We start from the raw sequence: 22,244 nt of genomic DNA, 5'->3' as shown, positions 1-22,244 counted from the left end.
ATAATGTTAGGATGAAACAAAGTAAAATGTATAGATTAAATGCTAGTTTTGGACTAGTCATGTTTGTTATGCTTGGCTACTTAGTCAAGTTTTTCCCAGGTAGTTTATCACCCATTGATCGGTTTATTCAAGACTTAGTTCGAGGAAATATGAGCAATGGTTTGACTTCTTTTTTTAAGCACTTCACAAATTTTGGTGGTGTACGCTATATTGAGGTTATTGTAGTCGCTTTAGTTTTATTTTTAGTCTTTAAAAAATGGTACACAGAAGCGATATTTTTGGTAGTAAATGTGATGACTGCTCCGATCTTAGTTACAATTCTGAAATATGTTTATGATAGACAAAGACCTAGTTTAACGCACTTGGTTGTTGAAAATGGCTTAAGTTTTCCTTCAGGACATGCAACTGCTAGTGTTATGCTTTATATTAGTTTGATGATCATATGTAGACAGCGAATTAAGCAACATTATCTTAAATATGTCCCTCTGATTATTGCAGTTGTGATGATAGTCTTAATTGGGATCTCGCGTATTTATTTAGGTGTTCATTATCCTACAGATATTTTGGGTGGGTGGCTACTTAGTGGTAGCTGGTTATTATTTTGGTTTCCAGTTTATGATGAGATTAGGTTCAAGTGGCGCTTTAAAGGAGTTCAAAAATGAATAAAAGATACACCACATGGAATGATTATTTGAGAGAAAGTTATGGGGAGAAGGTCTTTAAAGTCCCAATTGATGCAGGGTTTGATTGTCCTAATCGTGATGGTACTGTTGCGCATGGTGGATGTACATTTTGTACGGTTTCTGGTTCTGGCGATGCTATTGTAGCACCTGATGCACCTATTCCTGTTCAAGTTGAAAAAGAGATTGAATTTTTGCATCGTAAATGGCCTGGTGTTAAAAAATATATTGCTTATTTTCAAAATTTTACCAACACGCACGATTCAGTTGATGTAATTAGAGAAAGATTTGAGCAAGCAGTTGGCCGCCCTGATGTTGTTGGGATTAATATTGGTACACGTCCTGACTGTTTGCCGACAGAAACACTAGATTATCTAGAAGAGTTGAACCAACGTATTACAGTATGGGTAGAATTAGGCTTACAAACTACCTATGAAACGACTAGTAATTTGATTAATAGAGCACATGATTATCAAACATATCTAGATGCAGTTGCTAATTTGCGACAACGCGGTATTTTGGTTTGTGTGCATTTAATCAATGGCTTACCCGGTGAAACACATGACATGATGTTAGAAAATGTGCGTCGTGTTGTGACAGACTCTGACATCCAAGGTATTAAACTGCATTTACTACATTTGATGACTGGTACAAGGATGCAAAGAGATTTTCATCAAGGCGCATTACAATTGATGGCGTTTGATGATTATGTGACTATCATTTGTGACCAATTAGAGATTATACCAAAACATATTTCTATCCATCGTTTAACTGGAGATGCACCGAGGGATATGTTGATTGGTCCGATGTGGAGCTTAAAAAAATGGGAAGTGTTAAATGCCATAGATGATGAAATGACTAAGCGAAATGTTTTTCAAGGAGATAAGGCATGTTAAGACCATTAGCTATGGCTCATACTTGGCTTGAGGAAATTATCAATGCAGGGGATACAACTGTTGATGCGACGATGGGCCAAGGTTTTGATACAGCATTTTTAGCCGGCTTAGGTTCAAAAGTCTTTGCATTTGATGTTCAACAATTAGCACTTGATATGACTAGAGAGAGATTGAGTCATGCAGGTGTTACTGCAGAATTGATTTTAGATGGGCATGAAAATGTTGATCAATATGTGAGTGGAGAAGTTAAAGCTGCTATTTTTAATTTGGGTTATTTGCCTAAATCAGATAAAAAATTGATTACACGGGCTAATACGACGCTTACAGCTTTGAGAAAATTATTAGAGATGTTGTCTAATAAGGGTCGCATTGCAATAATGGTTTATTATGGACATGACGGTGGTGAGACGGAAAAAGATGCTGTCTTAGCATTTGTATCTAGTTTAGATCAAAAACAGTATCAAGTTTACCACTATGGTGCAATGAATCAGGTTAATCAGCCACCATTTCTAATTATGATTGAAAAATTGGGGTAAAGCAAGACGATTAAGTAACCTTTTTATTTATAATATTTTAAAAGGGTTGCTATTTTCAGAATTTTCTAGTAAAATGAATTTAAATATGAAAATCTACGAGAGAAATAGACCTGTGACTAAGCCAAAGAGAGCGTTTGGGGCTGAGAAAACGTGCTGAATGACAGGTTACACATTCTTGAGAGTTTTGCTGAATGATACGATAAGTAGGCAAAAACGTGGTCAGCGTTAATGACATGGGTTGCGTGAATAAGCTAGATACGGTTTTTTAAATGTTTAATCTCTTACTAGGTAAGAGATTAAACTATTTGGTCGGTTGTAGCCTATCATAAACTCAGTGAGAAAACAGTGGTGACACTGTTTTGAAAAAAGGTGGTACCACGTTAAAACGTCCTTGTGAAGTCATTTCACATGGGCGTTTTTTGTTCAATTTAACCCAATGATAAGGAGAAACTAATGATAAAAGGATTAAGAAATATTGCACCTTATGTACCAGGTGCTCAGCCTCAAGAAAAAAATATAATCAAAATCAATACAAATGAGAATGCCTTTCCACCGAGTCCAGGAGTCTTAAAAGCCTTATCAGAATTTAAGGGGAATAGACTACGCCAATATTCATCATTAGATAATCATGACTTGTGTCAAGCGTTAGCCAATCAATTAGGGATTAAACAAGAGCAGATCATCGTAGGTAATGGATCTGATGATATCCTAGCGCTAGCATTTTTGAGCTTTTTTAACTCAGGTGATGCTGTGCTGTTTCCTGATATTACTTATGGGTTTTATAAGGTGTGGGCTGATTTGTTTCAAATTCCCTTTGAAGAGATACCATTATCTGAAACATTTGAACTTGTGACAGGTGATTATGTAGGGCGAAAAAATGGTGGGATTGTCATTGCTAACCCCAATGCGCCTACGGGAATTTTTAAAACTTTATCTGAAATTGAACAAATTGTTAAGGCAAATCAAGATGTTGTCGTGATTATAGATGAAGCATATATTGCTTTTGGTGGAGAGTCAGCTTTGCCATTATTATCGCAGTATGATAATATTTTCATCACAAGAACGTTCTCAAAAGATGCAGCACTAGCAGGACTACGCGTAGGATATGGGATAGGGTCTCCAAAATTAATTAGTGTGATTCAAGCAGTGAAGAATTCTTATAATCCATACGCTGTTGATTCAATTGCTGAAAGTCTAGCAACTGCAGCAGTTATGGATACAAGTTACTATGACGGTATCAATGCTGAAATTTCGCAAACAAGGGATTGGTTTTCAGATGAGTTAAGTGCATTAGGATTTGAAGTCCTCAAGTCTAAAACTAATTTTCTTTTAACGAAACCTAGAGGTGTATCTGCCAAGGCGCTTTTTGAATTTTTACAGGCCAAGAAAATTTATGTTAGATATTTTGGTGATCATGGTCGATTATCAGATTATTTACGCATTTCCATTGGTACACGAGCGGAGATGACGAAGGTTGTAACAGTGATAGGAGATGTATTTTGATGAAACATAAGCAATTAGCACCAGGTATGCATGATAAACTGTTTAAAAGGGCACACAGTATTTATTTGATTGAAAATAAAGTGACTCATTTTTTGATGGATAGTGGGTTTAATCGTATTGATACACCGATTATTGAGCATGCAGGGGTTTTTGAGGATGAGCTAGATACGCACAATTATCACTTGTTTGATAAACATGGTGACTTGTTAGTTGTTCGTCCAGATGTCACACAATCTATTGCACGTGTTGTTGCGACAACAAAAGTGACGCTACCTATCAAGTTTTCCTATAGTGGGAAAGTCTTTCGACAACATGATGAGTTAAAAGGGTTACAAAATGAGCGTATGCAAGCTGGTATTGAGTTGATCGGTTTTGATGGGAAAAAGGCAATCGTTGAAGCGCTTGAGTTAGCAACAGCTAGTTTATCATTAGCAGGTGTCAAAGATTATCGGATAGAATTAAGTCATGCAGGCATCTTACAGACCATTTTTAATGCTTTTGATATGGGTCAAAGAGCTAAGTTATCCATCTGTATTAAAAATAAGTCAATCACTGGATTAACTGAATTTGTCAAACATAATCCGAGTGAATTTGATGACTTTTTGGTCAGTCTACCTCGGTTATTTGGTCCAGCTCAAGCAGTGTTAAAACAAGCAAAAGTGTTCGTAAACAATGCTAAAATTCTATCAGATTTGTCAGAAATTGAACAGTTGAGTGAACATTTTCCAGACATAACCATCGATTTAGGCATGTTAGCAAGGCGTAATTACTATACAGGTATGATGTTTCGTGTATTTAGCGACAGGGTTCCCTATGCTTTTCTTAGCGGTGGTCGATATGATAAATTATTTGAACGCTTTGATGCAAGAGAAATGTGTGCAGTTGGCTGGGCGTTAGATGTAGATGCAATCTATGAAGAAGTACGTCGAGATATTGTATTTGATGGAGGTGTTAGATGATTACGATTGCCTTAACAAAAGGGAGAATTGAGAAGGATACTGTCAAAATCTTAACTCAAGCAGGGTTTGATATGACATTTATGGCTGATAAAGGTCGTAATTTAATCTTTGTAGATCCCACACAGACGCTTAGATTTTTATTAGTTAAAGCGCCCGATGTGGCAACTTATGTCGAGCATGGGATTGCTGATTTGGGTGTTGTCGGCTCTGATGTATTGTACGAACATCCTGGTGCTTATTTAGAAATGTTAGATTTGAATATTGGGTTGTGCAAATTTTCTGTTGCAAGTATTCCAAGTTATGAACCAACGGACCATAAACGCAAGACGATTGCGACTAAGTATCCTAAAGTTGCGACTGATTTTTTCAATAGTAAAGGAGAAGATGTCGAAATCGTTTCTATTCAAGGATCTGTTGAGATAGCACCAGTCATAGGATTGACTGATGCAATCGTTGATATTGTAGAAACTGGTCATACATTAGCAGCAAATGGGTTGCTTGTTTTTGAGGACATCATGCGCGTGTCGTCGCGATTGATAGCCAATAGTGCAAGTATCAAGAAAAATCCTGATATTATGAGACTAGTTGATCGCTTACAGGCGGTCGTCGGAAATGAAGAGGTAGCATTTAATGGTTAAAATGAAACGATTAACAGGGTCTGCAAAAGTAATATCAGCTATCTTAGCACAAGAATATGCAGCTTATGCAAAGACTCAAGATAACTTTGATGATATTGTTGCAGAGATTATCAAAAATGTACGTAAAGATGGTGATAAAGCTTTAACATCATATGCTAAACAATTTGATAATATGAGCATTGAAACATTTGAAGTTTCACGTGAAACCATCGATCAAGCGTTTGAAGAAATTGATCCTGAGGTTTTAGTCGCGTTAAAAAATGCCAAACGAAATATTGAATCTTACCACAAACATCAAGTTGAACCTGGCTTTGTAGATGCCAAGACAGACGGGGTCGTGAGAGGACAACTTGTTTTACCGATTGAAAAAGTCGGTGTCTATGTTCCAGGAGGGACAGCAGCTTATCCATCTAGTGTTTTGATGAATGTCTTACCAGCAAAAATAGCCGGTGTTCCTGAAATATATATGGTTACACCGCCACAAGAAAAATTTAATCCAGCAATTTTAGTTGCTGCAGCTTTATCTGGTGTGACTAAAATCTTCCAAGTTGGTGGGGCACAAGCCATAGCAGCCCTAGCCTATGGGACAGCGTCTATTCCTAAGGTAGATAAAATTACAGGTCCTGGTAATATCTTTGTCGCAACTGCCAAGAAACAAGTATTTGGTCAAGTTGGCATCGATATGATTGCAGGGCCATCTGAAATTGGTGTGATTGCTGACCAATCAGCCAATGCAACGTATGTGGCAGCTGATTTATTATCACAAGCTGAGCATGACCGTTTAGCACGTGCTATACTAGTGACGAATTCAGTGCGCTTAGCTGATGAGGTTGATCTTGCTTTAGAGGCTCAGCTACAAACGCTACCACGTGAAGCAATTGCGCGTGAATCGATTGAGACAAATGGGCGAACGATTATCACTGAGTCAGTCGAAGAAATGTTTGAATTAATGAACGAACTAGCACCAGAACATTTGGAAGTTGCTATGGATGATGCAATCTCATATTTACCAAAAATAAAAAATGCTGGTAGTATTTTTTTAGGCCACTATACTTCTGAGCCTATAGGTGATTATTATGCTGGGACTAACCATGTGTTACCAACATCAGGTACAGCTAGGTTTTATAGTGCGTTAGGTGTGTATGATTTTGTCAAACGTAGTCAATTTACTTATTATAGTCAAGATGCCGTGATCACTGCCGCAAAAGACATTACAAAATTAGCTTATTCAGAAGGGTTACAAGCACACGCAAGAGCCATCGAAATACGTGAGGGTGTTAACGTTGACGACTAAAGTCGTTAGTGATGTGATTTTTTTGATCAAGCAGTAGCTGCTAGAAGGTTTATGAGTGTTCTAAAGATACATGATGAGTTAGTGATCGTGTGCTTAAATTAGAGTTAGATTGAAATGGAGATAAAGAAAATATGACAGATACAACCGGTCTTTTGATTATGGATGTAGATAGTACCTTAATTCAAGAAGAAGGTATTGATTTATTAGGAGAGCTTACAGGTAGCGGGGCTGAGGTGGCAAACATTACCCATCGTGCCATGAATGGTGAACTGGATTTCACTGAGGCTTTAGCTGCACGTGTCGCCTTATTAGCAGGGTTACCTGACACTGTGTTTGCAACCATTCGTAAACAAATTCATTTTACACATGGTGTACGTGAGTTGGTTGATACTTTGCATGCTAGAGGTTGGAAAGTTGGTGTGGTATCAGGCGGATTTCACGAGACGGTTGATGAGTTAGCTGATGAATTGGGTCTTGATTTTGTGAAGGCTAATCATTTAGAGGTAGCAGATGGTAAGTTGACTGGTAAAGTAGTAGGTGAAGTTGTTACGAAAGAGGTTAAGTTAGCTAGTCTTAAAAAATGGGCAACAGAACTAGGTCTTGAGCTATCTCAGACGGTTGCTGTAGGTGATGGTGCCAATGATTTGCCAATGATTTTGGCTAGTGGTATCGGGATTGCTTTTAATGCAAAAGCAGTTGTACGTGAGCAAGCGCCGTATCAAATTAATACACCGAATTTAGCTTTAGCACTTGATATTATTAAAGAGGTAAGAGGTGACGTATGAGAACAGCAAAAATTACAAGACATACAGCAGAAACACAAATTACACTAGCTGTTGATCTAGATGCACAAGAACCTGTTGAGATTAATACAGGTGTTGGTTTCTTTGATCATATGTTAACGTTGTTTGCACGACACGGTCGCTTTAGCTTGGTTGTTGATGCGGTTGGGGATTTACATGTTGATAGTCATCATACAGTAGAGGATGTTGGGATTGCATTAGGTCAAGTTATCCGCGAAGCACTCGGTGATAAAGCTGGGATTAACCGTTATGGAACTGCCTTTGTGCCGATGGATGAAACATTAGGTATGGCAAGTCTTGATTTATCAGGTCGTTCGTATCTTGTCTTTGATGCGGAATTTGCAACGCCGACCTTGGGTAATTTTGATACTGAATTAGTTGAAGAATTTTTCCAAGCTTTAGCTTTTAATGTACAGATGAACTTACATTTGAAAATCTTACATGGTAAAAATTCGCATCATAAATCAGAAAGTTTATTTAAAGCAACAGGCCGTGCACTTCGGGAGGCAGTCACTTTGAATCCTGAAATTCATGGGGTTAATTCGACTAAAGGAGTATTGTAGATGACAATTGCGGTGATTGATTATGACGCTGGAAATACAGCTAATGTTTTACATGCTTTAGATAAGCTTGGTGTTGATGCTGTTTTAACATCAGATTTAACAGTTATTGAGTCTGCTGATGGTTTAATTCTACCTGGTGTAGGGGCTTTCCCGACAGCTATGGCAGAGTTAGAAAAACGAGATTTAGTTAAGACAATCAAATCAGTAGTGGCAGATGGGGTTCCTTTATTAGGGATTTGCCTGGGGATGCAACTTTTAGTAGAGGCATCTGAGGAGCATCAATTAACAACAGGTTTGGGCCTCATTCCTGGTGTCTGTCGGCCAATTCCCGCAAGCAATGGGTTAAAAGTCCCACACATGGGCTGGAATAGTCTTGACGTGGTGAATGACACGCCCTTGACTACCAACTTACAAGATAATTATGTTTATTTTGTACATTCTTACTTTACAGATGTGCCCAGTGCATTTTTAGATGTCACGACAGATTATGGGATGCCAGTACCTGCCATGATTTCGAAAGCAAATGTCTATGGTGCCCAGTTTCATCCTGAGAAATCAGGAGAAGTTGGCCTTGGCATTTTAAAAAGATTTAAGGAGATCGTCTATGCAAATTCTACCAGCAATTGATATTAAAGATGGGCGTGCAGTTCGTTTATTTAAAGGTGATTTCTCGAAAGAAACGGTCGTTAATCAGAGTCCGCTAGCTCAAGCTGAGATTTTTGCTAGCGCTGGGATGACTTATCTCCACGTTGTCGATTTAGATGGTGCTTTGGATGGTAAAGCAACATCTGCGCCGATTATTGAAGAAATTGTTCAAAAAACGGGATTAAAGATTGAGGTCGGTGGTGGCATTCGCTCATTAGAGCAGATTGCTTCTTATATCGATAAAGGCGTTGACCGTGTCATCATCGGGTCAATGGCGGTTAAAGATCCTGAGTTTGTCAAAGCAGCTTTGGCACGTTTTGGGTCGGAAAAGATTGTCGTAGGCATCGATGCTAAAAAAGGGTTAGTAGCTACTGAAGGGTGGCTAGAGACTTCAGATGTCTCATTTCTGTCTTTAGCGCTTGAGATGGAAAAGATTGGTGTGCGATTATTTGTCTATACAGACGTTGATCGTGATGGGACTTTGTTAGGTCCTAATTTTGAACATTATCAACAACTACAGTCAGCTTTAACAAGTGCATCTGTGATTGCATCTGGCGGTATAGCACAACTGTCTGATTTAACAAAACTCCAAGCTATTGGGATAGCAGGCACAATTGTTGGGAAAGCTTATTATAACGGTAATGTAACTTTAGATGAGTTAAAGGAGTTTTAATATGTTAGCAAAAAGGCTTATTCCTTGTTTGGATGTTAAAGACGGTCGTGTTGTTAAGGGGATTAATTTTGTTAACTTAACTGATGTAGGTGATCCAGCAGAAACGGCCAAACTTTACTATGAACAAGGGTGTGATGAATTAGTTTTTCTTGATATTACAGCGACGCATGAGGCGCGTGATACGATGGTTGATGTTGTTCGACAAGTAGCAGCGCAAGTTTTTATTCCTTTTACTGTTGGTGGTGGCATTCGATCTGTTGAAGATATGCAAAAAATGCTTAAGGCGGGTGCAGATAAGGTTGCCATTAACTCGAGTGCAGTTGCTAATCCTGAGTTAATCAAGCAAGGTGCCGAAAAATTTGGTAACCAGTGTATCGTTGTCGCAATTGATGCAAAAGCACAAGCTGATGGGACTTTCCATGTTTACATTAACGGTGGTCGAAAAGATACGGGGTTGGATGTACTAGCATGGGCCAAGAAAGTTGTTGCGTTAGGTGCTGGTGAAATTCTGTTAACCAGTATGGATCAAGATGGGACAAAAGCAGGTTTTGATTTAAGGTTAAACGAACTTGTGGCTTCAGCTGTGTCAGTTCCAGTAATTGCGAGTGGTGGCGCTGGAACTGCTGAGGATGTGATTGAAGTGTTTGAGAAAACATCGGTTACAGCTGCACTTGCCGCCAGTGTGTTTCATTATGGAGAAATTGATATTCGTGATCTAAAGGCTAAGATGAAAGCACATGAGATTGATGTGAGGGAATAATATGATGGATAATGACAACTTCGTAATTGATTTTGATAAAAGTCCAGACGGACTAGTGCCAGCCATCGTTACTGATGTGTCAACTGGACAAGTTTTGATGTTAGCTTATATGAACAAAGCTGCTTATGACTTAACACTAAAAACACGTGAAACTTGGTACTGGTCACGTTCACGTCAAGCACTTTGGCATAAAGGAGAGACTTCTGGCCATTTTCAGCATGTCAAAACACTAGCAGTAGATTGTGATTTTGATACGCTCTTAATTGGCGTAGAACAGGTTGGTCCAGCTTGCCATACCGGAGCAGTCAGTTGCTTTTTTAATAATATATTAGACATAAAGGAAGAAAATAATGATCAATGAACTATATGAACAAGCAATTGAACGCCAAAAAACACCAAAATCAGGATCATATACGACCTATTTATTTGAAAAAGGATTAGATAAAATCCTAAAAAAAGTTGGCGAAGAGGCGACAGAAGTTGTTGTTGCAGCAAAAAATGCTGACAAAACAGAAATTGCAAATGAGACTGCAGATGTATTGTACCATCTGGCTGTCATGCTTGCTGAAACAGGAGTTACACCGAGTGATGTGCAGGCGGTTTTAGACGAAAGAAATGGCAAACAATCAAATATTCACGACAGACCAGAAATTAAATCATATTAAAAAAGACCCTCCGGTCTTTTTTAAGTTATTTGAGGTAATACAAAGCTGTTATTTGCTCTTACGATGCGTTAAACACCACCGATTCGGTTAAGTGGCCAAAAGCGTACTTTAGCTTCACCTATAATGTCTTTTTTAGGAAAAGCACCGACTCTTCTGGAATCTTGTGACACGATACGATCATCACCCATTAAGTAGTACTGACCTTCAGGAACTTTTACAGTGAAATTCGCTTCACCAGTTGCACTAGTGGTAAAGGCGGTTGATTGTCTTGCAAGACGTTGGAAGAAAGCATCATACTGATAAGTACTTTGTAGCTTATCTTTTTTAAACTGCGCTTGATAGTCAGCCAAATAAGGCTCTTTAACGACTTTACCGTTTACTGTTAAGACATCATTATGATAGGTAATTGTATCACCAGGTAGTCCAATCACGCGTTTAACGATTTTTTTAGGTTTATCACTAGTTGAATCATATTCTTTCGCAATAACGATATCTTGTCTCTTGATAGTTGATAGTGTCGTAATCATCAAACGTTCTCTATCTGCTAAAGTCGGATCCATTGAATGCCCGTCTACGAGTACCGGTTTAAAAACAAAGAAACGAAGCACTGCCATTATAGCAACGATAAGGATAAAAAGTCCCCATTCTTTAAGAAATTTCATTTGATTAGTCTCCTAGCTTTTTCTGTATTGGCAAAGTGGCATTTTGCAATTTGATTAAGTGCTACTTCACCATGTTTTTTGATTATTGTTGCTGCAACCAAGTCGGATTGATGCCCTGCGCCACTTGGTAATTTTATCCCCATCAGTTGGGATAACTCATCTAACTCATCAAGGAATAAACTTCTTGCAATCACTGATGAAACTGCGACGGTGTAAAATTGACTCTCAGCTTTTTGGACTAAAGTGACGCGTCCATTGGTTTGATTTGCTTCGTTTTTGAGATATTTTACATAATTCTTTTCAGTCGTGAATGCATCGATAATAATGTGATCAGGTGTAGTTGATAGTGCTTTTTCTAAGAGGTAAATGGCTTGATTATGCAGCGCGACTTTGACCGACACCGCATTATAACCAGAGGCAATTACCTCGTTATATTTACTAGGTTTTAGTAAAAGCGCTTGATGCTGGATCTTTTCTTTTAGAATAGGTGCTATGTCTCTAATTTTAGCATCGGTTAACTTTTTAGAATCATCAACGCCTAATGACTTGATCAAGGGGATATCTGCGTCGGTTAAATAGCTTGCGACAACAGCCAGCCCGCCAAAATAAGAGCCATTTCCCACCTCATCAGTGCCAATGATATTTGTTTGTTGTGTGGGAGGTGCTGCTAGTTGTTGATCACTAAATTGGCTCGCCTGTTTAGTTGCCCCTTTTCCCTGAAACATCACTTTGCCAGATGTGTAAACAGTGACGACACATTCGGGTGGTTTTGCTAAAAATTGGATGTAGGGGTTGGTTGTAGCTGTAGCATAGTCTTGATACGCTGTTATGAGTTGTTTAATTTTCTGAGAAGTTAAGTTTAAAACGATGGTCATAAAAACTATTATAACAAAAAAAAGTTGACAAAACCTATTAAAATATGATATTATATAAAACGGTATTGTTTACCCCATTTTTAGGTCCCGGAAACTTGAAAATACCGTATGTGAATAAGGAACGATTGACATACACTTAGTAAACTACAGATAAAAAATTGGAGAAATCATGAACAAAACTACATATTTCGCTAAGCCAGGCGAAGTTGAACGTAAATGGCACGTTGTTGATGCGACAGATATTCCTTTGGGACGTTTGTCAGCAGTTGTTGCAAGCATTCTACGTGGTAAAAACAAACCACAATTCACGCAACACACTGATACTGGTGATTTCGTGATCGTTATCAATGCTGAAAAAGTTAAATTAACTGGTAAAAAAGCAACTGATAAGATCTACTACAAACACTCAATGTACCCAGGTGGTTTGAAATCAATCACTGCTGGTGAATTGCGTGCTAAAAATGCAGTTCGTCTTATCGAAACTTCTGTAAAAGGTATGTTGCCACATAACACGCTTGGTCGTGCACAAGGCATGAAACTTAAAGTATTTGTTGGCGCTGAGCACACACATCAAGCTCAAAACCCAGAAGTACTTGATATTACAGGATTAATCTAAGGAGGACTAGACATTGGCACAAGTACAATACCTCGGCACTGGACGCCGTAAAAACTCAGTAGCTCGTGTACGTTTGGTACCCGGCACTGGTAAAATCACAGTAAACAACAAAGATGTTGAAGAATATATCCCACACGCAGACTTGCGTTTGGTTATCAACCAACCATTTGGCGCAACTGAAACAGTTGGCGCTTACGACGTGCTTGTAAACGTTAATGGTGGTGGTTATGCAGGACAAGCTGGTGCGATCCGTCATGGTATCTCACGTGCGCTTTTAAATGTAGACCCTGATTTCCGTGCATCATTAAAACGCGCTGGTTTGCTTACACGTGACGCTCGTATGGTTGAACGTAAAAAAGCAGGTCTTAAAAAAGCCCGTAAAGCATCACAATTCTCAAAACGTTAATCTGTTTTATCGAGAAATATCAAAAAAACTCTCATTTTGTGGGAGTTTTTTTTTTTTTGTGTAGCAAAAATATTTTTTGAAAAATGATGCGTATATTTTAGGTATCATTACGATTATAATTATATCAAATAAAAAAAGCTTAATCGTTTACAAATGTAAACGAATTGTTTTACTTCTATTTTTTTTACTGCTATACTTACTTTAATAAACAACCTAACACGGTTATATATGCTATTTAAGTATCAGTATATGATAGGTATGCGTGTTAAGAATAAAGGAGTAGTTGATATGAGTGTACGTAATAACTTTGTAAAGCCAATAGATCTGACAAATGGGATTGAATTTGGCATATACTCTTTAGGGGATTTGATGCGTAATCCGCATAACGGACAGATGCTTTCAGAAAAAGAGCGGGTGAAGGAATTTATTGAGATTGCAAAAATGTCTGAGCAAGCTGGTATAGATGTTTTTGATTTAGGAGAAAGTCATCAAGATTATTTTGTCTCACAAGCACAAACGGTTATTTTATCAGCGATTGTGCAAGCGACTAGTAAAATCAAGATTGCCTCTGCCGCATCATTGCTAAGTGTTCATGATCCTGTCAAAGTTTGGGAGGATTTTGCGACACTTGATTTGTTAAGTGATGGTCGTGTTGAGTTAATCGCAGGTCGTGCGTCAAGACTGGGTGCACTTGATTTGTTTGGCGTAGATTTTCAAGATTATGATGCAATTTTCGATGAAAAATTTGACTTATTACAGCTGTTAAATCGACAAGAATACGTGACTTGGTCTGGTAGATTTAGACCACCTTTGACCAATGCACATATCTTACCACGTCCAGAATCTGGACATTTACAACTATGGCGAGCGATTGGTGGTAGTGTCACAAGTACAGTTTCAGCTGGTGCGTCAGGTACACCGCTAGTTTTGGCACATTTGAGCGGGCCAGTTTCTTATCATAAGAAAACACTAGATCTTTACCGGAAAACGGCACAACAACACGGATATGATCCTAAAACGCTGCCTATCACGACTGCTGGTTTTTTCTATACTGCTAAAACGACACAACAAGCCCTGCAAGAATACTACCCTCATGTCGCAGCAGCCTTTAAATTATCTAATGGTCAAGCATTTCCAAACACATCTTTTGCACAAGCCACACATCCGCATAGTATAGTCAATGTGGGTGACCCTGAGTTTTTGATCGAGAAACTAGTTTATCAGCATCAAGAATTTGGTATGCAACGCTATATGGCACAGATAGACTTTGGTGGTGTCTCAATCGATCAAATTAAAAGAAATATTGACTTGATTGGGACTAAGATTTTACCTGAAGTGAAGAAAAGAACGCGAACAAGCTCGTAATTTCTGATCATGACATCCTTATTGCCTTTGTCAATAGGATGTTTTTTTGTTGCTATTTTATGCTAAAAAAAGAAAGCTTTTACACTTTCTTATGGTTTTTGTTTGCACTGATCAGTTTAGTGATAGGTAGATACAAGCATTTAGCTAGTCTTATGGTTCACTTAAAATTTGCCTAATCGCTTCACGCGTATCCCCCTCATCATCCTGATTAATCATAAAGGTCAGATAATCGCCTGCTAAAAGTTGTGTATTACCGTTTGGGATCATATCTTTACCTAAACGATGAATAGAGACTAATAAACAGCCTTCTGGCAGCGTAAGTTGACTCAAAGTCTTAAGGTTAGCTACAGAATCGAATTGGACGATTGTTTCAAACACCAGGTTTTGGTATGATTTTTCTTGATTTAGAGCGTTTGTAGCAAGTAGATTAGCGAGTAAACTATCGTAGATTGGTTCTGATTTTAATAAATCCGCTACAATATATGCGACAAGTGACACCAGTGCTAGAGGCAATAAGTGAGAAAATGACCCTGTCATTTCAACTAAGAGTAAGATGCCAGTCATCGGTGCCCGGACAATCGCAGTAAATGTTCCTGCCATGGATAAAATGATAAAATTAGCGAATAGCTCACTCGGTAAATGAAAAGTCAGAATCACAAAGGTGGCAAATATGGCCCCTAAACTTGCACCAAGTACCAGTAAAGGAAAGAAAATACCGCCAGGAGCGCCTGAACTGTAGGAAATCGTTGAAATTAAAAATTTGGCAATAAATAGCAAACAAAGAAAGCTAAGTGATTGTCCAAAATTGAACTTCTCTATCAAAATATGTCCACTACCAATAGCTAGTGGAAAAATAAGTGCCATCATACCTGTAGCTAAAAAAGCAAGTAGGATGCGAAAGTAAGGCAATCGAATTTTTTTGTATAAGTATTGAGCTTTTAATAAACTCCAATTATATATCGCACCAAATCCACCTAAAATAACGCCTAGAATTAATAAAATAGGATAATCCTTTAGTGGGATTGCGCTGATGATGTTAAAGTGAAATACAGCGCCATCTCCAAAAATTAGTCTGGAAACACCATCTGCTACAATAGCAGATGTCATACATGTCAACAAAATCAAAGGAGAGAAATATTTAAAAACCTCTTCTATCACAAACATCACACCGGATAATGGCGCATTAAAGGCAGCCGATAATCCCGCAGATGCGCCAGATGCGATTAAGATTCTTCTGTGACGCTCGGTCTGAGCAAATTTCTGGGCAACAGCTTGTCCCATACTACTACCCAGTTGGATAGATGGACCTTCACGACCTAAGGATAGACCTGCTAACATTGTTAAGGTGCCACCTATGAACTTTGCAAAGGCTGTTGTGAACCAATTGGGTTTTAGATAGCCTTGTAATTGCCCTTTTACCTGGGGAATGCCTGAGCCTGAAATCATCGGATATCGTTTCATTAGCCAAGTCACAAGATACGCGATGATGGCGAGGATAGGAAATAGGATGACAAGTAAGGTGAGATGTCGTGCGACATGATGATAGAAAGAGATACTAATTGCTTCTGCATATTTCAAAGCTAATCTATACAGACTGGCTAATAATCCTGCGGCAATACCGACTAGCGCACTCAAGGCGAGTAGGTATAAATTTTTATTTGATGAGCGTTCTAAATCCTTTAATTTCATCGTTATCATTTCTAATTTAATCAATTTAAAACCTACATTATACTGAGATGTAGGTTTTAAGGTGTACCGATAGTTAATCTTTTCTTTGGGTATGTCTATGAATCGTTAGCTTAATTGTAACACTTTAGTAGCCTATTTTAAATAAATGCTAATTAAGTGTTAAAAAATGATGAGCGGTTATTCAAGTCGAAATGTTAGTAATCTGTATCATTGGATTAATCCGAGCAAGTGACACATTAGATTTTTCAAGTAAAACGGTTATAAATTAGTTATGTTAAGGGAGAGTTTTAGTCTCGGTTATCTGTTATTTATCTTCAAAATAAAAGAGTTCTTCAAATGTTGTCTCTAATGCAATGCAGAGTAGCAATGCTAATTTTGCAGAAGGAATATATTCATAAGTTTCAATATTGCTGATTGTCTGTCTTGAGACACCAACAAGTTTGGCTAAATTACTTTGATTGAGGCGTTTCTCAGCACGTGCAACTTTCAGTCTATTTTTTAATATGAGTTTATTTTTTTCCATCATTTAAAGAAGACTCTCACAAGTGTCCAACCCATTGATAAAACAGCAATAGATAAAATGAAGACCACAATTAAGTTGAGGACTGATTTATTTTTTTTCAATCTATAAATACCTTGCCCTAACATCGAAAAAATAAGCATGAAAGTCAAATCTATTGTTGGTTCTTTTTTAAGCGCCCTAATGACAAAAACAATTATCCCACCCAACAAAAGCATATTGTAATTAATGATATTGATTTTTCTTAATTCTGAGATTTGACCCTCATCCTTATCTTCCTGCTGTGCTAGTGCCAAAAATCTTTTATTGTTCATCTTTAATTCCTCCATCTGACATCAGTTTATCATTGTCAAGTAAACTTGTCAACATTATAAGTAAACTAGGCATATTTATGCGTTGGATTTTTAGTTTAGTGATGATTTGTATTTTGATATGATAAAAAACTCGAATACTATGACTCGAGTTTTGATTACAGATTATGGATGGCTTATATGAAAAGTTCATATTATTGGGCGACATCAAAAGTAATGATAAGAAGCCGTTTAAGGCCATTTTTAAGTTTTAAGCAAGTCAATTTCACTCATCCTCAACATGTGTTTCAGAAGCAACGAGGTAAACCCCAAAAGTCATCAATATAATGGCAACCATAAAACTCATCGTTAGGAGTTGCCCAAACATCACCCAACTTAAAATAAGTCCGATAAATGGCGCTGTCGCAAAGTAGGCTCCCGTGCGAATCGCACCGATATAACGTTGTGATGTAATATAAAAATATAAACTCAAGCCATAAGAGACAAAGCCTAAACATAAACCGTAAACGATAATTGGCCATTGGTAGACTAAGTTTTCTGTGAAAAATGCAATGATGATTGCAAAAAAAGCAGTTGCAAGTGATTTGACGATAACTATTTGCAGTGGATCTTTTGAAGATAAGATTGCAGTGGTATTATTTTCTGCACCCCAACAAATACAGGCTAAGAGTGCAAATAATGCACCAATAGATAGTTGGAAATGACTGAAATCAGCAACAGATAATAATAGACTTGAGAAAAGAATGAGCACAATTGCCACAAATACTCGTTTACCAAGTCTCTCTTTGAAGAGTAATCTAGCGATTACAGTCGTTGCAACTATTTCAAAGTTGGACAGTAAAGAGATAGTGCCGGCAGAAGCAAGTCGAATCCCTATCAGCAAGAGCGAGGAAGCAGCAAGATTGAGTATAATCATCCAAACAACAGTGGGCAAATCTTCTCGACCTAATTTGTCTTCTTTTTTTTGAGTATTTTGTCTCATAAAAAGCGAGATGATGATCATACCTAGACCTGAACCAGCATAAAGTAAGCTAGTCATTTCAAAAGTCGGTACACGTAAGAGTAATAGCTTAGATAAGGGAAAGCTGATGCCATAAGTTATCGCAGATAAAATTGCCAAAAGTAGAGGCGTGTGTGTGGTGTTTTTCATATGATGCGTATCCTCTAGGTTTTTTATTTGCTAAGATGAAGATTAATCAAGTTGTTTGCTATTAATTAGGTATTTAAAAGAGGTTAATAGTTAATCATTTGAAACTAAACTATGTGGTTTACCTTCTTTTTCTAAAACTTGTCTAACTGCTGGTCTTTCTCGCATAGCCAAGTCAAATCTTTCTAGGTTTTCTAAATTTAAAAAACCAAAGTCTAATCTGCGAATCCAGTTGGTCATGACAAAAAGATATGGATCTACTAGGGAGAATTGATTGTTGATTAAAAAATTTTGTCCTTCCAGTTGATCATTAATCAATTTTAATCGTGGAAAGACACGCTGATATACCAATTCTTTTGATTCTTTTGTATTGGGTAACCAATTACCAGTTCTAAACGGAGAAATAAAATTTTTATGTAATTCGGTCGCGATGTAATTTAGCCACATCTTTTGTTTCCAGAAATCTTGCGTGTTATATTCACTGATAAAGGTCTTATCTGTTGCTTGATTAGCGATATATTCTAAGATTACTGCACATTCAGTTAATAGCCCGTTCTCGGTTTCTAACGCTGGGACATAAGCTTTGGGGTTTAGGACTTTATAATCACCACCTTCAAACTGTTTAGTATCCAAATTAACTTTTTCCAAGCTAAACGTTAAGCCACTTTCTACTAAAAGTATATGGGTGGCTAGAGAACTTGCTCCTGATGCATAATATAGTTTCATGATATACCCTCTTTTCTATTCTATAGAACAGTATAGCACTTGGTCAGTTACTTAGCGTGTTACCGCTATGAGAATTGCAGACTAGGGCAGGTGTTTTCTAGAGGGTTTATTATTAATAAAATCGGTAGGCTTCAGGTAAGATGAACTGCTCATGGTTTTCAAACTGTAAAGCTAGGCGAAGCATGAGAATCTCCGAGTGTTTAGGTCCCCATATTTGAACGCCTTGTGGTAGGTTGGTCGTATTGTCGAGATATACAGGTAGCGAAAGTGCTGGCTGTCCTGTTAAATTACTGATAAAGCTATAAGGGGTGTAGGCTAAGGATGATTCAAACGCTGTCTCAATCAAATCTAGTTGCTGTTTTAAGGCATATTGTTCACAAGTTTTAAGTTGTGAGATGAGGTTATCATCAATCAATTTTTCTCCTATTTTTGGAGCTGTTTTTGCTGTCGTTGGGGTCAAAAATAACTCAAAATCCTTAAAGAGTTTATCATCAAAGATCGCACAAGCGTTGTCCCATAAGTTTAAGGCTTGGATATAGCTAGCCGCATCCACTTGTCGACCAGTCTCTAAAAGTGCATAGGTTAATGGTTCAACATCCTCATTGGTGATTTTTTTTTCTTGCTGTTTTTCCCAAGGGTTTAGCATAGCAAAAGTTTCTGCTGCATTCATCTGGTAATAACTTTGGATTAAAGCACGAGCATCTAATGGAAACTCAACTTCTGTTAGCTGATGACCTTGTGCTTTCAAAAAATCAATAGTCTTACGAAGTGCGGCTTTTGCTGTATCAGAAATCTTAATACCTGAAATAGGTGACTCATAGGAGAATGCAATGTTTAAAGGTCTATCAATCTCAGTTATATGATGTAGTGATTGCTTATCTAGTAATTGAGATTGGTAAGGATCAGCTTCTTGCATCAGTTGCATTTCTGCAAGAAAATGAGCAGTATCACGGACAGAAACAGTTAAAGCACCACTTGTTGAAGCGCCTTGCCAGCCACGATAGGTATCAGGACCTTGTGGCATAAGTCCGCGCGTGACTTTTAGTCCGATGAGACCAGAGAAAGAAGCAGGAATGCGGATAGACCCCCCACCGTCGGAAGCACCTGCCATCGGAAAAATACCAGCAGCCACGGCAGAGGCAGCACCACCAGATGACCCACCAGAATAATAAGCAGAGTTCCATACATTAAGTGTATCACCATATAGTGATGAGTCTGTGATGTTTTTAAATCCGAATTCAGGAGAGTTCGTCTGGCCAAACGGTGTCAATCCAGCTGTTAGCAAAGTGGTGACATAGTTATCGTCAGTATCAGAGAGATTATCTTTAAAAAGTCTAGAACATGCCGTTGCACCCAATCCAGCATGTACTTGTCCTAACATTTTTAGTGGAAATGGTAGTCCAGCAAAATATCCCTGTTTGGTTTTGTTAATATCTTTTTGAGCTAGAGCTATATCATGCGCGATGACAGCATTGTAATTAGGATTGATTTTGTTAATCTTTTTTTGGGTAGCTATAAGCAATTGTTCAGGTGTGATTTGGTTTGTATGAAGTTGTCCTATAAAGTAGGTCGCATCTTTAATCATTTGCCTGGCTCATATCTGCTGTTTTAGGTATGAAGTCTCCACCAAAGTATTTTTGAGACAGTTGTTTCATAGTGCCGTCTTTTTGTAGATCAACTAATACACGATCTACTTTCTTTTGTAAGGTCATACTTTTTTTATCTTTTCCAAAAATAAAGTAGGCAAAACCAGTATGTTTATCTGTTTGACCTAATTTAATTGGCTCAACTTTAAGTTTGTAGTCTTGTTGTTTAATGATTTGACTAAGTGAGATTTGATCATAAATCACAAAATCACTTTTACCTGATGCCACATCAGCAACATAAGAGGTTAATGGATAAGTTGCATCCATATAGTTTAGTTTTAAAGCCTTGTCAGGATTTTCTTTATTCCAAGTCTCCAGCATAGTGGCTACTTGAACACCAGCAAGTACCTCAGTTGATTTTCCAGCCAAGTCAGATAAAGTCTTAACTTGCATATCTGGTTTGACAGCTACAGCAGTCGCTGACTTAGCTATAGGTAGAGAGTAGGTATATTTGTTTGCGCGTTCACTCGACCAAGATAGTGCGTTAGCCGCCATTTGAAAACGCCCAGTATCTACACCTGATAGAACAGAGTCAAAGTCAATGACTTGGAATTTTACTTTATATTCAGGCAACTGTTTAAATACAGCACGTGCCAGTTCTATATCATATCCTGTCAGTTTCTTATCTTGCATATAAGTATTAGGTTTAGAATTGGCATTAGTGGCAATAGTAATCTGTTCTGGAGCAGCTTTAGTCGCTTCTTTTTTTGTACAGCCGCTAAGTAGTGCAACTGTGATGAGAGATAATGCTGTTAGTCCTAAAAGTAGTTTTTTGTTCATTTTTTTGTGCTTTTTTCAAGCCCTTTCTTTTGTATAACTTATTTTAGCAAAATCACAGAAATAAGAAAGATACGACGTTCATAAGTTTTGGACAGTTTCTATATAGTGGTATATTCACTCGCCTTATAGATGTATGTATGGTTTTATTTTATCTTTTAAGTTTTGGCTTACTGAGCGAATNATGTCGCAAGTTCGAGTCTTGCAAGCGGAGTTCTAAAATGTTACCTGTGGGTGGCATTTTTTTTGTTTATTTATAGCATTAATGTTTCTATAGTATGAAAAAATATTTTAAGTTCTTATTTCTTTCTCTAATATGTCAAGCTTTTATCTCATAACATGTCTTTAAGATAATCAATAATTTTTTTCTTTAATCTATACTTTTTATTTCTCTCTACTTTCCCACCATTTTTCAAGGTCATAAATAAATCAGCTTCATCTGGTGTTAATATCTCAAGAATTTCAACTTGCAATAGCTGATAACAGACATTGTCTGCAACATTTTGGTGGTGATCATAAAGGTTGAAGGCTTCAGATATTTCACAATATAATGGTTGATCAAATTTTCTTTTATATGCGTTAGCCTTTCTAAAACTATCTATCAGGTAACAGGAATACCTGACTTTAAAATAGACATAGAAATTAAACGCGTTACCGTTATTGATGTTATGTCTATTTTGATACATTTCCAGTGCAATAATCATCCCCTCCTGCATGTAATCATCTAGCTCCCAAGATGGAATCCTAGTTGTTTTACTACAATTCATAATAATTGGCTCAATATTTTGAAGCATCATTTCTATGCTATCCATAACTCCCCCTTTTCCAGTCAGCGAAATAACGTTGAGTGGTTTAGTGCCATTATAATCAATCTGAATTAAGAAAAGGG

At 37.6% G+C, this 22,244-nt stretch carries 27 protein-coding genes; 17 read left to right on the top strand and 10 right to left on the bottom strand.

The genetic code is table 11. The annotated features are described in order from the left end of the window. From RU87_RS09055 to hisE, 14 genes are all read left to right on the top strand, one after another. Positions 1 to 662: phosphatase PAP2 family protein (locus RU87_RS09055; protein WP_244173072.1), on the top strand; the 662-nt coding region annotated here is incomplete at its 5' end. Continuing rightward, positions 659 to 1,576 (top strand): tRNA modification radical SAM protein MnmL/YtqA, encoded by a 918-nt coding sequence (gene mnmL, locus RU87_RS09050; protein WP_068164747.1) that lies wholly within the window; start codon positions 659 to 661, stop codon positions 1,574 to 1,576. The genes RU87_RS09055 and mnmL, both read left to right, overlap by 4 nt. Further along, on the top strand, positions 1,570 to 2,112 hold the full coding sequence (gene mnmM, locus RU87_RS09045; protein ID WP_068164746.1) for a tRNA 5-(aminomethyl)-2-thiouridylate-methyltransferase MnmM: 543 nt from the start codon (positions 1,570 to 1,572) through the stop codon (positions 2,110 to 2,112). Before mnmL ends, mnmM begins: the two co-directional genes overlap by 7 nt. A gap of 453 nt (positions 2,113 to 2,565) precedes the next feature. Next, a complete protein-coding gene (gene hisC / locus RU87_RS09040) occupies positions 2,566 to 3,615 on the top strand; it encodes a histidinol-phosphate transaminase (RefSeq protein ID WP_068164743.1) in 1,050 nt (349 codons plus the stop codon). After that, positions 3,615 to 4,574 (top strand): ATP phosphoribosyltransferase regulatory subunit, encoded by a 960-nt coding sequence (locus RU87_RS09035; RefSeq protein WP_068164740.1) that lies wholly within the window; start codon positions 3,615 to 3,617, stop codon positions 4,572 to 4,574. Before hisC ends, RU87_RS09035 begins: the two co-directional genes overlap by 1 nt. Next, on the top strand, positions 4,571 to 5,212 hold the full coding sequence (gene hisG / locus RU87_RS09030) for an ATP phosphoribosyltransferase (protein WP_068164733.1): 642 nt from the start codon (positions 4,571 to 4,573) through the stop codon (positions 5,210 to 5,212). The genes RU87_RS09035 and hisG overlap by 4 nt, the downstream gene beginning before the upstream one ends. Further along, positions 5,205 to 6,506 carry a histidinol dehydrogenase gene (gene hisD, locus RU87_RS09025; protein WP_197456630.1) on the top strand — a complete coding sequence of 434 codons (1,302 nt, stop codon included), beginning with the start codon at positions 5,205 to 5,207 and terminating at the stop codon, positions 6,504 to 6,506. Before hisG ends, hisD begins: the two co-directional genes overlap by 8 nt. A 131-nt stretch (positions 6,507 to 6,637) precedes the next feature. Continuing rightward, entirely contained in the window at positions 6,638 to 7,291 is a 654-nt protein-coding gene (serB, locus tag RU87_RS09020; protein ID WP_068164730.1) for a phosphoserine phosphatase SerB, read from the top strand. Next, the gene (hisB, locus tag RU87_RS09015; RefSeq protein WP_068164727.1) at positions 7,288 to 7,872 is read left to right on the top strand and encodes an imidazoleglycerol-phosphate dehydratase HisB; all 585 of its coding nucleotides are present in this window, start codon (positions 7,288 to 7,290) and stop codon (positions 7,870 to 7,872) included. Before serB ends, hisB begins: the two co-directional genes overlap by 4 nt. Then, positions 7,873 to 8,499: an imidazole glycerol phosphate synthase subunit HisH gene (gene hisH / locus RU87_RS09010; protein ID WP_068164725.1), complete on the top strand. Its 627-nt coding sequence runs from the start codon at positions 7,873 to 7,875 to the stop codon at positions 8,497 to 8,499. Then, positions 8,477 to 9,190: a 1-(5-phosphoribosyl)-5-[(5-phosphoribosylamino)methylideneamino]imidazole-4-carboxamide isomerase gene (gene hisA, locus RU87_RS09005; RefSeq protein ID WP_068164719.1), complete on the top strand. Its 714-nt coding sequence runs from the start codon at positions 8,477 to 8,479 to the stop codon at positions 9,188 to 9,190. Before hisH ends, hisA begins: the two co-directional genes overlap by 23 nt. Before the next feature lies 1 nt (position 9,191). Further along, positions 9,192 to 9,950 carry an imidazole glycerol phosphate synthase subunit HisF gene (hisF, locus tag RU87_RS09000; protein WP_068164716.1) on the top strand — a complete coding sequence of 253 codons (759 nt, stop codon included), beginning with the start codon at positions 9,192 to 9,194 and terminating at the stop codon, positions 9,948 to 9,950. 4 nt (positions 9,951 to 9,954) lie between these two features. After that, the gene (gene hisI, locus RU87_RS08995) at positions 9,955 to 10,311 is read left to right on the top strand and encodes a phosphoribosyl-AMP cyclohydrolase (RefSeq protein WP_068164755.1); all 357 of its coding nucleotides are present in this window, start codon (positions 9,955 to 9,957) and stop codon (positions 10,309 to 10,311) included. Continuing rightward, positions 10,301 to 10,615: a phosphoribosyl-ATP diphosphatase gene (gene hisE / locus RU87_RS08990; protein ID WP_068164713.1), complete on the top strand. Its 315-nt coding sequence runs from the start codon at positions 10,301 to 10,303 to the stop codon at positions 10,613 to 10,615. Before hisI ends, hisE begins: the two co-directional genes overlap by 11 nt. A gap of 68 nt (positions 10,616 to 10,683) precedes the next feature. On the opposite strand, the gene lepB is transcribed toward hisE, so the two are convergent. Both lepB and rnhC read right to left on the bottom strand, forming a co-directional pair. Then, on the bottom strand, positions 10,684 to 11,277 hold the full coding sequence (lepB, locus tag RU87_RS08985; protein WP_068164709.1) for a signal peptidase I: 594 nt from the start codon (positions 11,275 to 11,277) through the stop codon (positions 10,684 to 10,686). Beyond that, complete coding sequence (gene rnhC / locus RU87_RS08980; protein WP_068164705.1) at positions 11,274 to 12,152, bottom strand: ribonuclease HIII; 879 nt, start codon at positions 12,150 to 12,152, stop codon at positions 11,274 to 11,276. The genes lepB and rnhC overlap by 4 nt, the downstream gene beginning before the upstream one ends. Before the next feature lie 169 nt (positions 12,153 to 12,321). Between rnhC and rplM the strand changes: the two genes are divergently transcribed. The 3 genes from rplM (at position 12,322) to RU87_RS08965 (ending at position 14,539) form a co-directional block, all read left to right on the top strand. Then, positions 12,322 to 12,768, top strand: a complete 447-nt coding sequence (gene rplM / locus RU87_RS08975; protein ID WP_068164702.1) for a 50S ribosomal protein L13 — start codon at positions 12,322 to 12,324, stop codon at positions 12,766 to 12,768. A 13-nt stretch (positions 12,769 to 12,781) separates the two neighbouring features. Then, on the top strand, positions 12,782 to 13,174 hold the full coding sequence (rpsI, locus tag RU87_RS08970; RefSeq protein ID WP_003137384.1) for a 30S ribosomal protein S9: 393 nt from the start codon (positions 12,782 to 12,784) through the stop codon (positions 13,172 to 13,174). A 288-nt stretch (positions 13,175 to 13,462) separates the two neighbouring features. Further along, the gene (locus RU87_RS08965; protein WP_068164700.1) at positions 13,463 to 14,539 is read left to right on the top strand and encodes an LLM class flavin-dependent oxidoreductase; all 1,077 of its coding nucleotides are present in this window, start codon (positions 13,463 to 13,465) and stop codon (positions 14,537 to 14,539) included. Positions 14,540 to 14,689: 150 nt separating this feature from the next. Here the strand turns inward: RU87_RS08965 and RU87_RS08960 are convergent, their stop codons facing one another. The 8 genes from RU87_RS08960 to RU87_RS08920 form a co-directional block, all read right to left on the bottom strand. Further along, a complete protein-coding gene (locus RU87_RS08960; RefSeq protein WP_068164698.1) occupies positions 14,690 to 16,228 on the bottom strand; it encodes a ClC family H(+)/Cl(-) exchange transporter in 1,539 nt (512 codons plus the stop codon). A gap of 304 nt (positions 16,229 to 16,532) precedes the next feature. Beyond that, complete coding sequence (locus RU87_RS08955) at positions 16,533 to 16,751, bottom strand: helix-turn-helix transcriptional regulator (protein WP_068164753.1); 219 nt, start codon at positions 16,749 to 16,751, stop codon at positions 16,533 to 16,535. After that, complete coding sequence (locus tag RU87_RS08950) at positions 16,751 to 17,062, bottom strand: DUF6442 family protein (RefSeq protein WP_068164695.1); 312 nt, start codon at positions 17,060 to 17,062, stop codon at positions 16,751 to 16,753. The genes RU87_RS08955 and RU87_RS08950 overlap by 1 nt, the downstream gene beginning before the upstream one ends. A 262-nt stretch (positions 17,063 to 17,324) precedes the next feature. After that, the gene (locus tag RU87_RS08940; RefSeq protein WP_068164690.1) at positions 17,325 to 18,209 is read right to left on the bottom strand and encodes a DMT family transporter; all 885 of its coding nucleotides are present in this window, start codon (positions 18,207 to 18,209) and stop codon (positions 17,325 to 17,327) included. A gap of 90 nt (positions 18,210 to 18,299) precedes the next feature. Next, entirely contained in the window at positions 18,300 to 18,935 is a 636-nt protein-coding gene (locus RU87_RS08935) for a glutathione binding-like protein (RefSeq protein ID WP_197456631.1), read from the bottom strand. A gap of 109 nt (positions 18,936 to 19,044) precedes the next feature. After that, the gene (locus tag RU87_RS08930) at positions 19,045 to 20,517 is read right to left on the bottom strand and encodes an amidase family protein (RefSeq protein ID WP_068164683.1); all 1,473 of its coding nucleotides are present in this window, start codon (positions 20,515 to 20,517) and stop codon (positions 19,045 to 19,047) included. Further along, on the bottom strand, positions 20,510 to 21,358 hold the full coding sequence (locus tag RU87_RS08925) for a transporter substrate-binding domain-containing protein (protein ID WP_068164680.1): 849 nt from the start codon (positions 21,356 to 21,358) through the stop codon (positions 20,510 to 20,512). Before RU87_RS08925 ends, RU87_RS08930 begins: the two co-directional genes overlap by 8 nt. A 329-nt stretch (positions 21,359 to 21,687) precedes the next feature. Then, positions 21,688 to 22,244 (bottom strand): sigma-70 RNA polymerase sigma factor region 4 domain-containing protein (locus RU87_RS08920; RefSeq protein WP_068164985.1); only part of this gene is annotated, 557 nt, incomplete at its 5' end.

The organism is Pseudolactococcus plantarum, from assembly GCF_002441715.1.
GTDB lineage: Bacteria > Bacillota > Bacilli > Lactobacillales > Streptococcaceae > Pseudolactococcus > Pseudolactococcus plantarum.
Note: the sequence above shows the minus strand (reverse complement) of the source record. Positions and strands in the feature narration are given on the sequence as shown.

Bases quoted from the DNA above. Each gene is read 5' to 3' on its own strand.
- RU87_RS08925 (WP_068164680.1), bottom strand. From the start codon at position 21,358: ATGAACAAAAAACTACTTTTAGGACTAACAGCATTATCTCTCATCACA.
- hisA (WP_068164719.1), top strand. From the start codon at position 8,477: ATGCAAATTCTACCAGCAATTGATATTAAAGATGGGCGTGCAGTTCGT.
- hisB (WP_068164727.1), top strand. From the start codon at position 7,288: ATGAGAACAGCAAAAATTACAAGACATACAGCAGAAACACAAATTACA.
- hisH (WP_068164725.1), top strand. From the start codon at position 7,873: ATGACAATTGCGGTGATTGATTATGACGCTGGAAATACAGCTAATGTT.
- rplM (WP_068164702.1), top strand. From the start codon at position 12,322: ATGAACAAAACTACATATTTCGCTAAGCCAGGCGAAGTTGAACGTAAA.
- RU87_RS08940 (WP_068164690.1), bottom strand. From the start codon at position 18,209: ATGAAAAACACCACACACACGCCTCTACTTTTGGCAATTTTATCTGCG.
- hisC (WP_068164743.1), top strand. From the start codon at position 2,566: ATGATAAAAGGATTAAGAAATATTGCACCTTATGTACCAGGTGCTCAG.
- rnhC (WP_068164705.1), bottom strand. From the start codon at position 12,152: ATGACCATCGTTTTAAACTTAACTTCTCAGAAAATTAAACAACTCATA.
- lepB (WP_068164709.1), bottom strand. From the start codon at position 11,277: ATGAAATTTCTTAAAGAATGGGGACTTTTTATCCTTATCGTTGCTATA.
- mnmM (WP_068164746.1), top strand. From the start codon at position 1,570: ATGTTAAGACCATTAGCTATGGCTCATACTTGGCTTGAGGAAATTATC.
- RU87_RS08950 (WP_068164695.1), bottom strand. From the start codon at position 17,062: ATGAACAATAAAAGATTTTTGGCACTAGCACAGCAGGAAGATAAGGAT.
- mnmL (WP_068164747.1), top strand. From the start codon at position 659: ATGAATAAAAGATACACCACATGGAATGATTATTTGAGAGAAAGTTAT.
- hisD (WP_197456630.1), top strand. From the start codon at position 5,205: ATGGTTAAAATGAAACGATTAACAGGGTCTGCAAAAGTAATATCAGCT.
- RU87_RS08960 (WP_068164698.1), bottom strand. From the start codon at position 16,228: ATGAAATTAAAGGATTTAGAACGCTCATCAAATAAAAATTTATACCTA.
- hisI (WP_068164755.1), top strand. From the start codon at position 9,955: ATGGATAATGACAACTTCGTAATTGATTTTGATAAAAGTCCAGACGGA.
- hisF (WP_068164716.1), top strand. From the start codon at position 9,192: ATGTTAGCAAAAAGGCTTATTCCTTGTTTGGATGTTAAAGACGGTCGT.
- RU87_RS09035 (WP_068164740.1), top strand. From the start codon at position 3,615: ATGAAACATAAGCAATTAGCACCAGGTATGCATGATAAACTGTTTAAA.
- RU87_RS08930 (WP_068164683.1), bottom strand. From the start codon at position 20,517: ATGATTAAAGATGCGACCTACTTTATAGGACAACTTCATACAAACCAA.
- serB (WP_068164730.1), top strand. From the start codon at position 6,638: ATGACAGATACAACCGGTCTTTTGATTATGGATGTAGATAGTACCTTA.
- RU87_RS08955 (WP_068164753.1), bottom strand. From the start codon at position 16,751: ATGGAAAAAAATAAACTCATATTAAAAAATAGACTGAAAGTTGCACGT.
- hisE (WP_068164713.1), top strand. From the start codon at position 10,301: ATGATCAATGAACTATATGAACAAGCAATTGAACGCCAAAAAACACCA.
- RU87_RS08965 (WP_068164700.1), top strand. From the start codon at position 13,463: ATGAGTGTACGTAATAACTTTGTAAAGCCAATAGATCTGACAAATGGG.
- hisG (WP_068164733.1), top strand. From the start codon at position 4,571: ATGATTACGATTGCCTTAACAAAAGGGAGAATTGAGAAGGATACTGTC.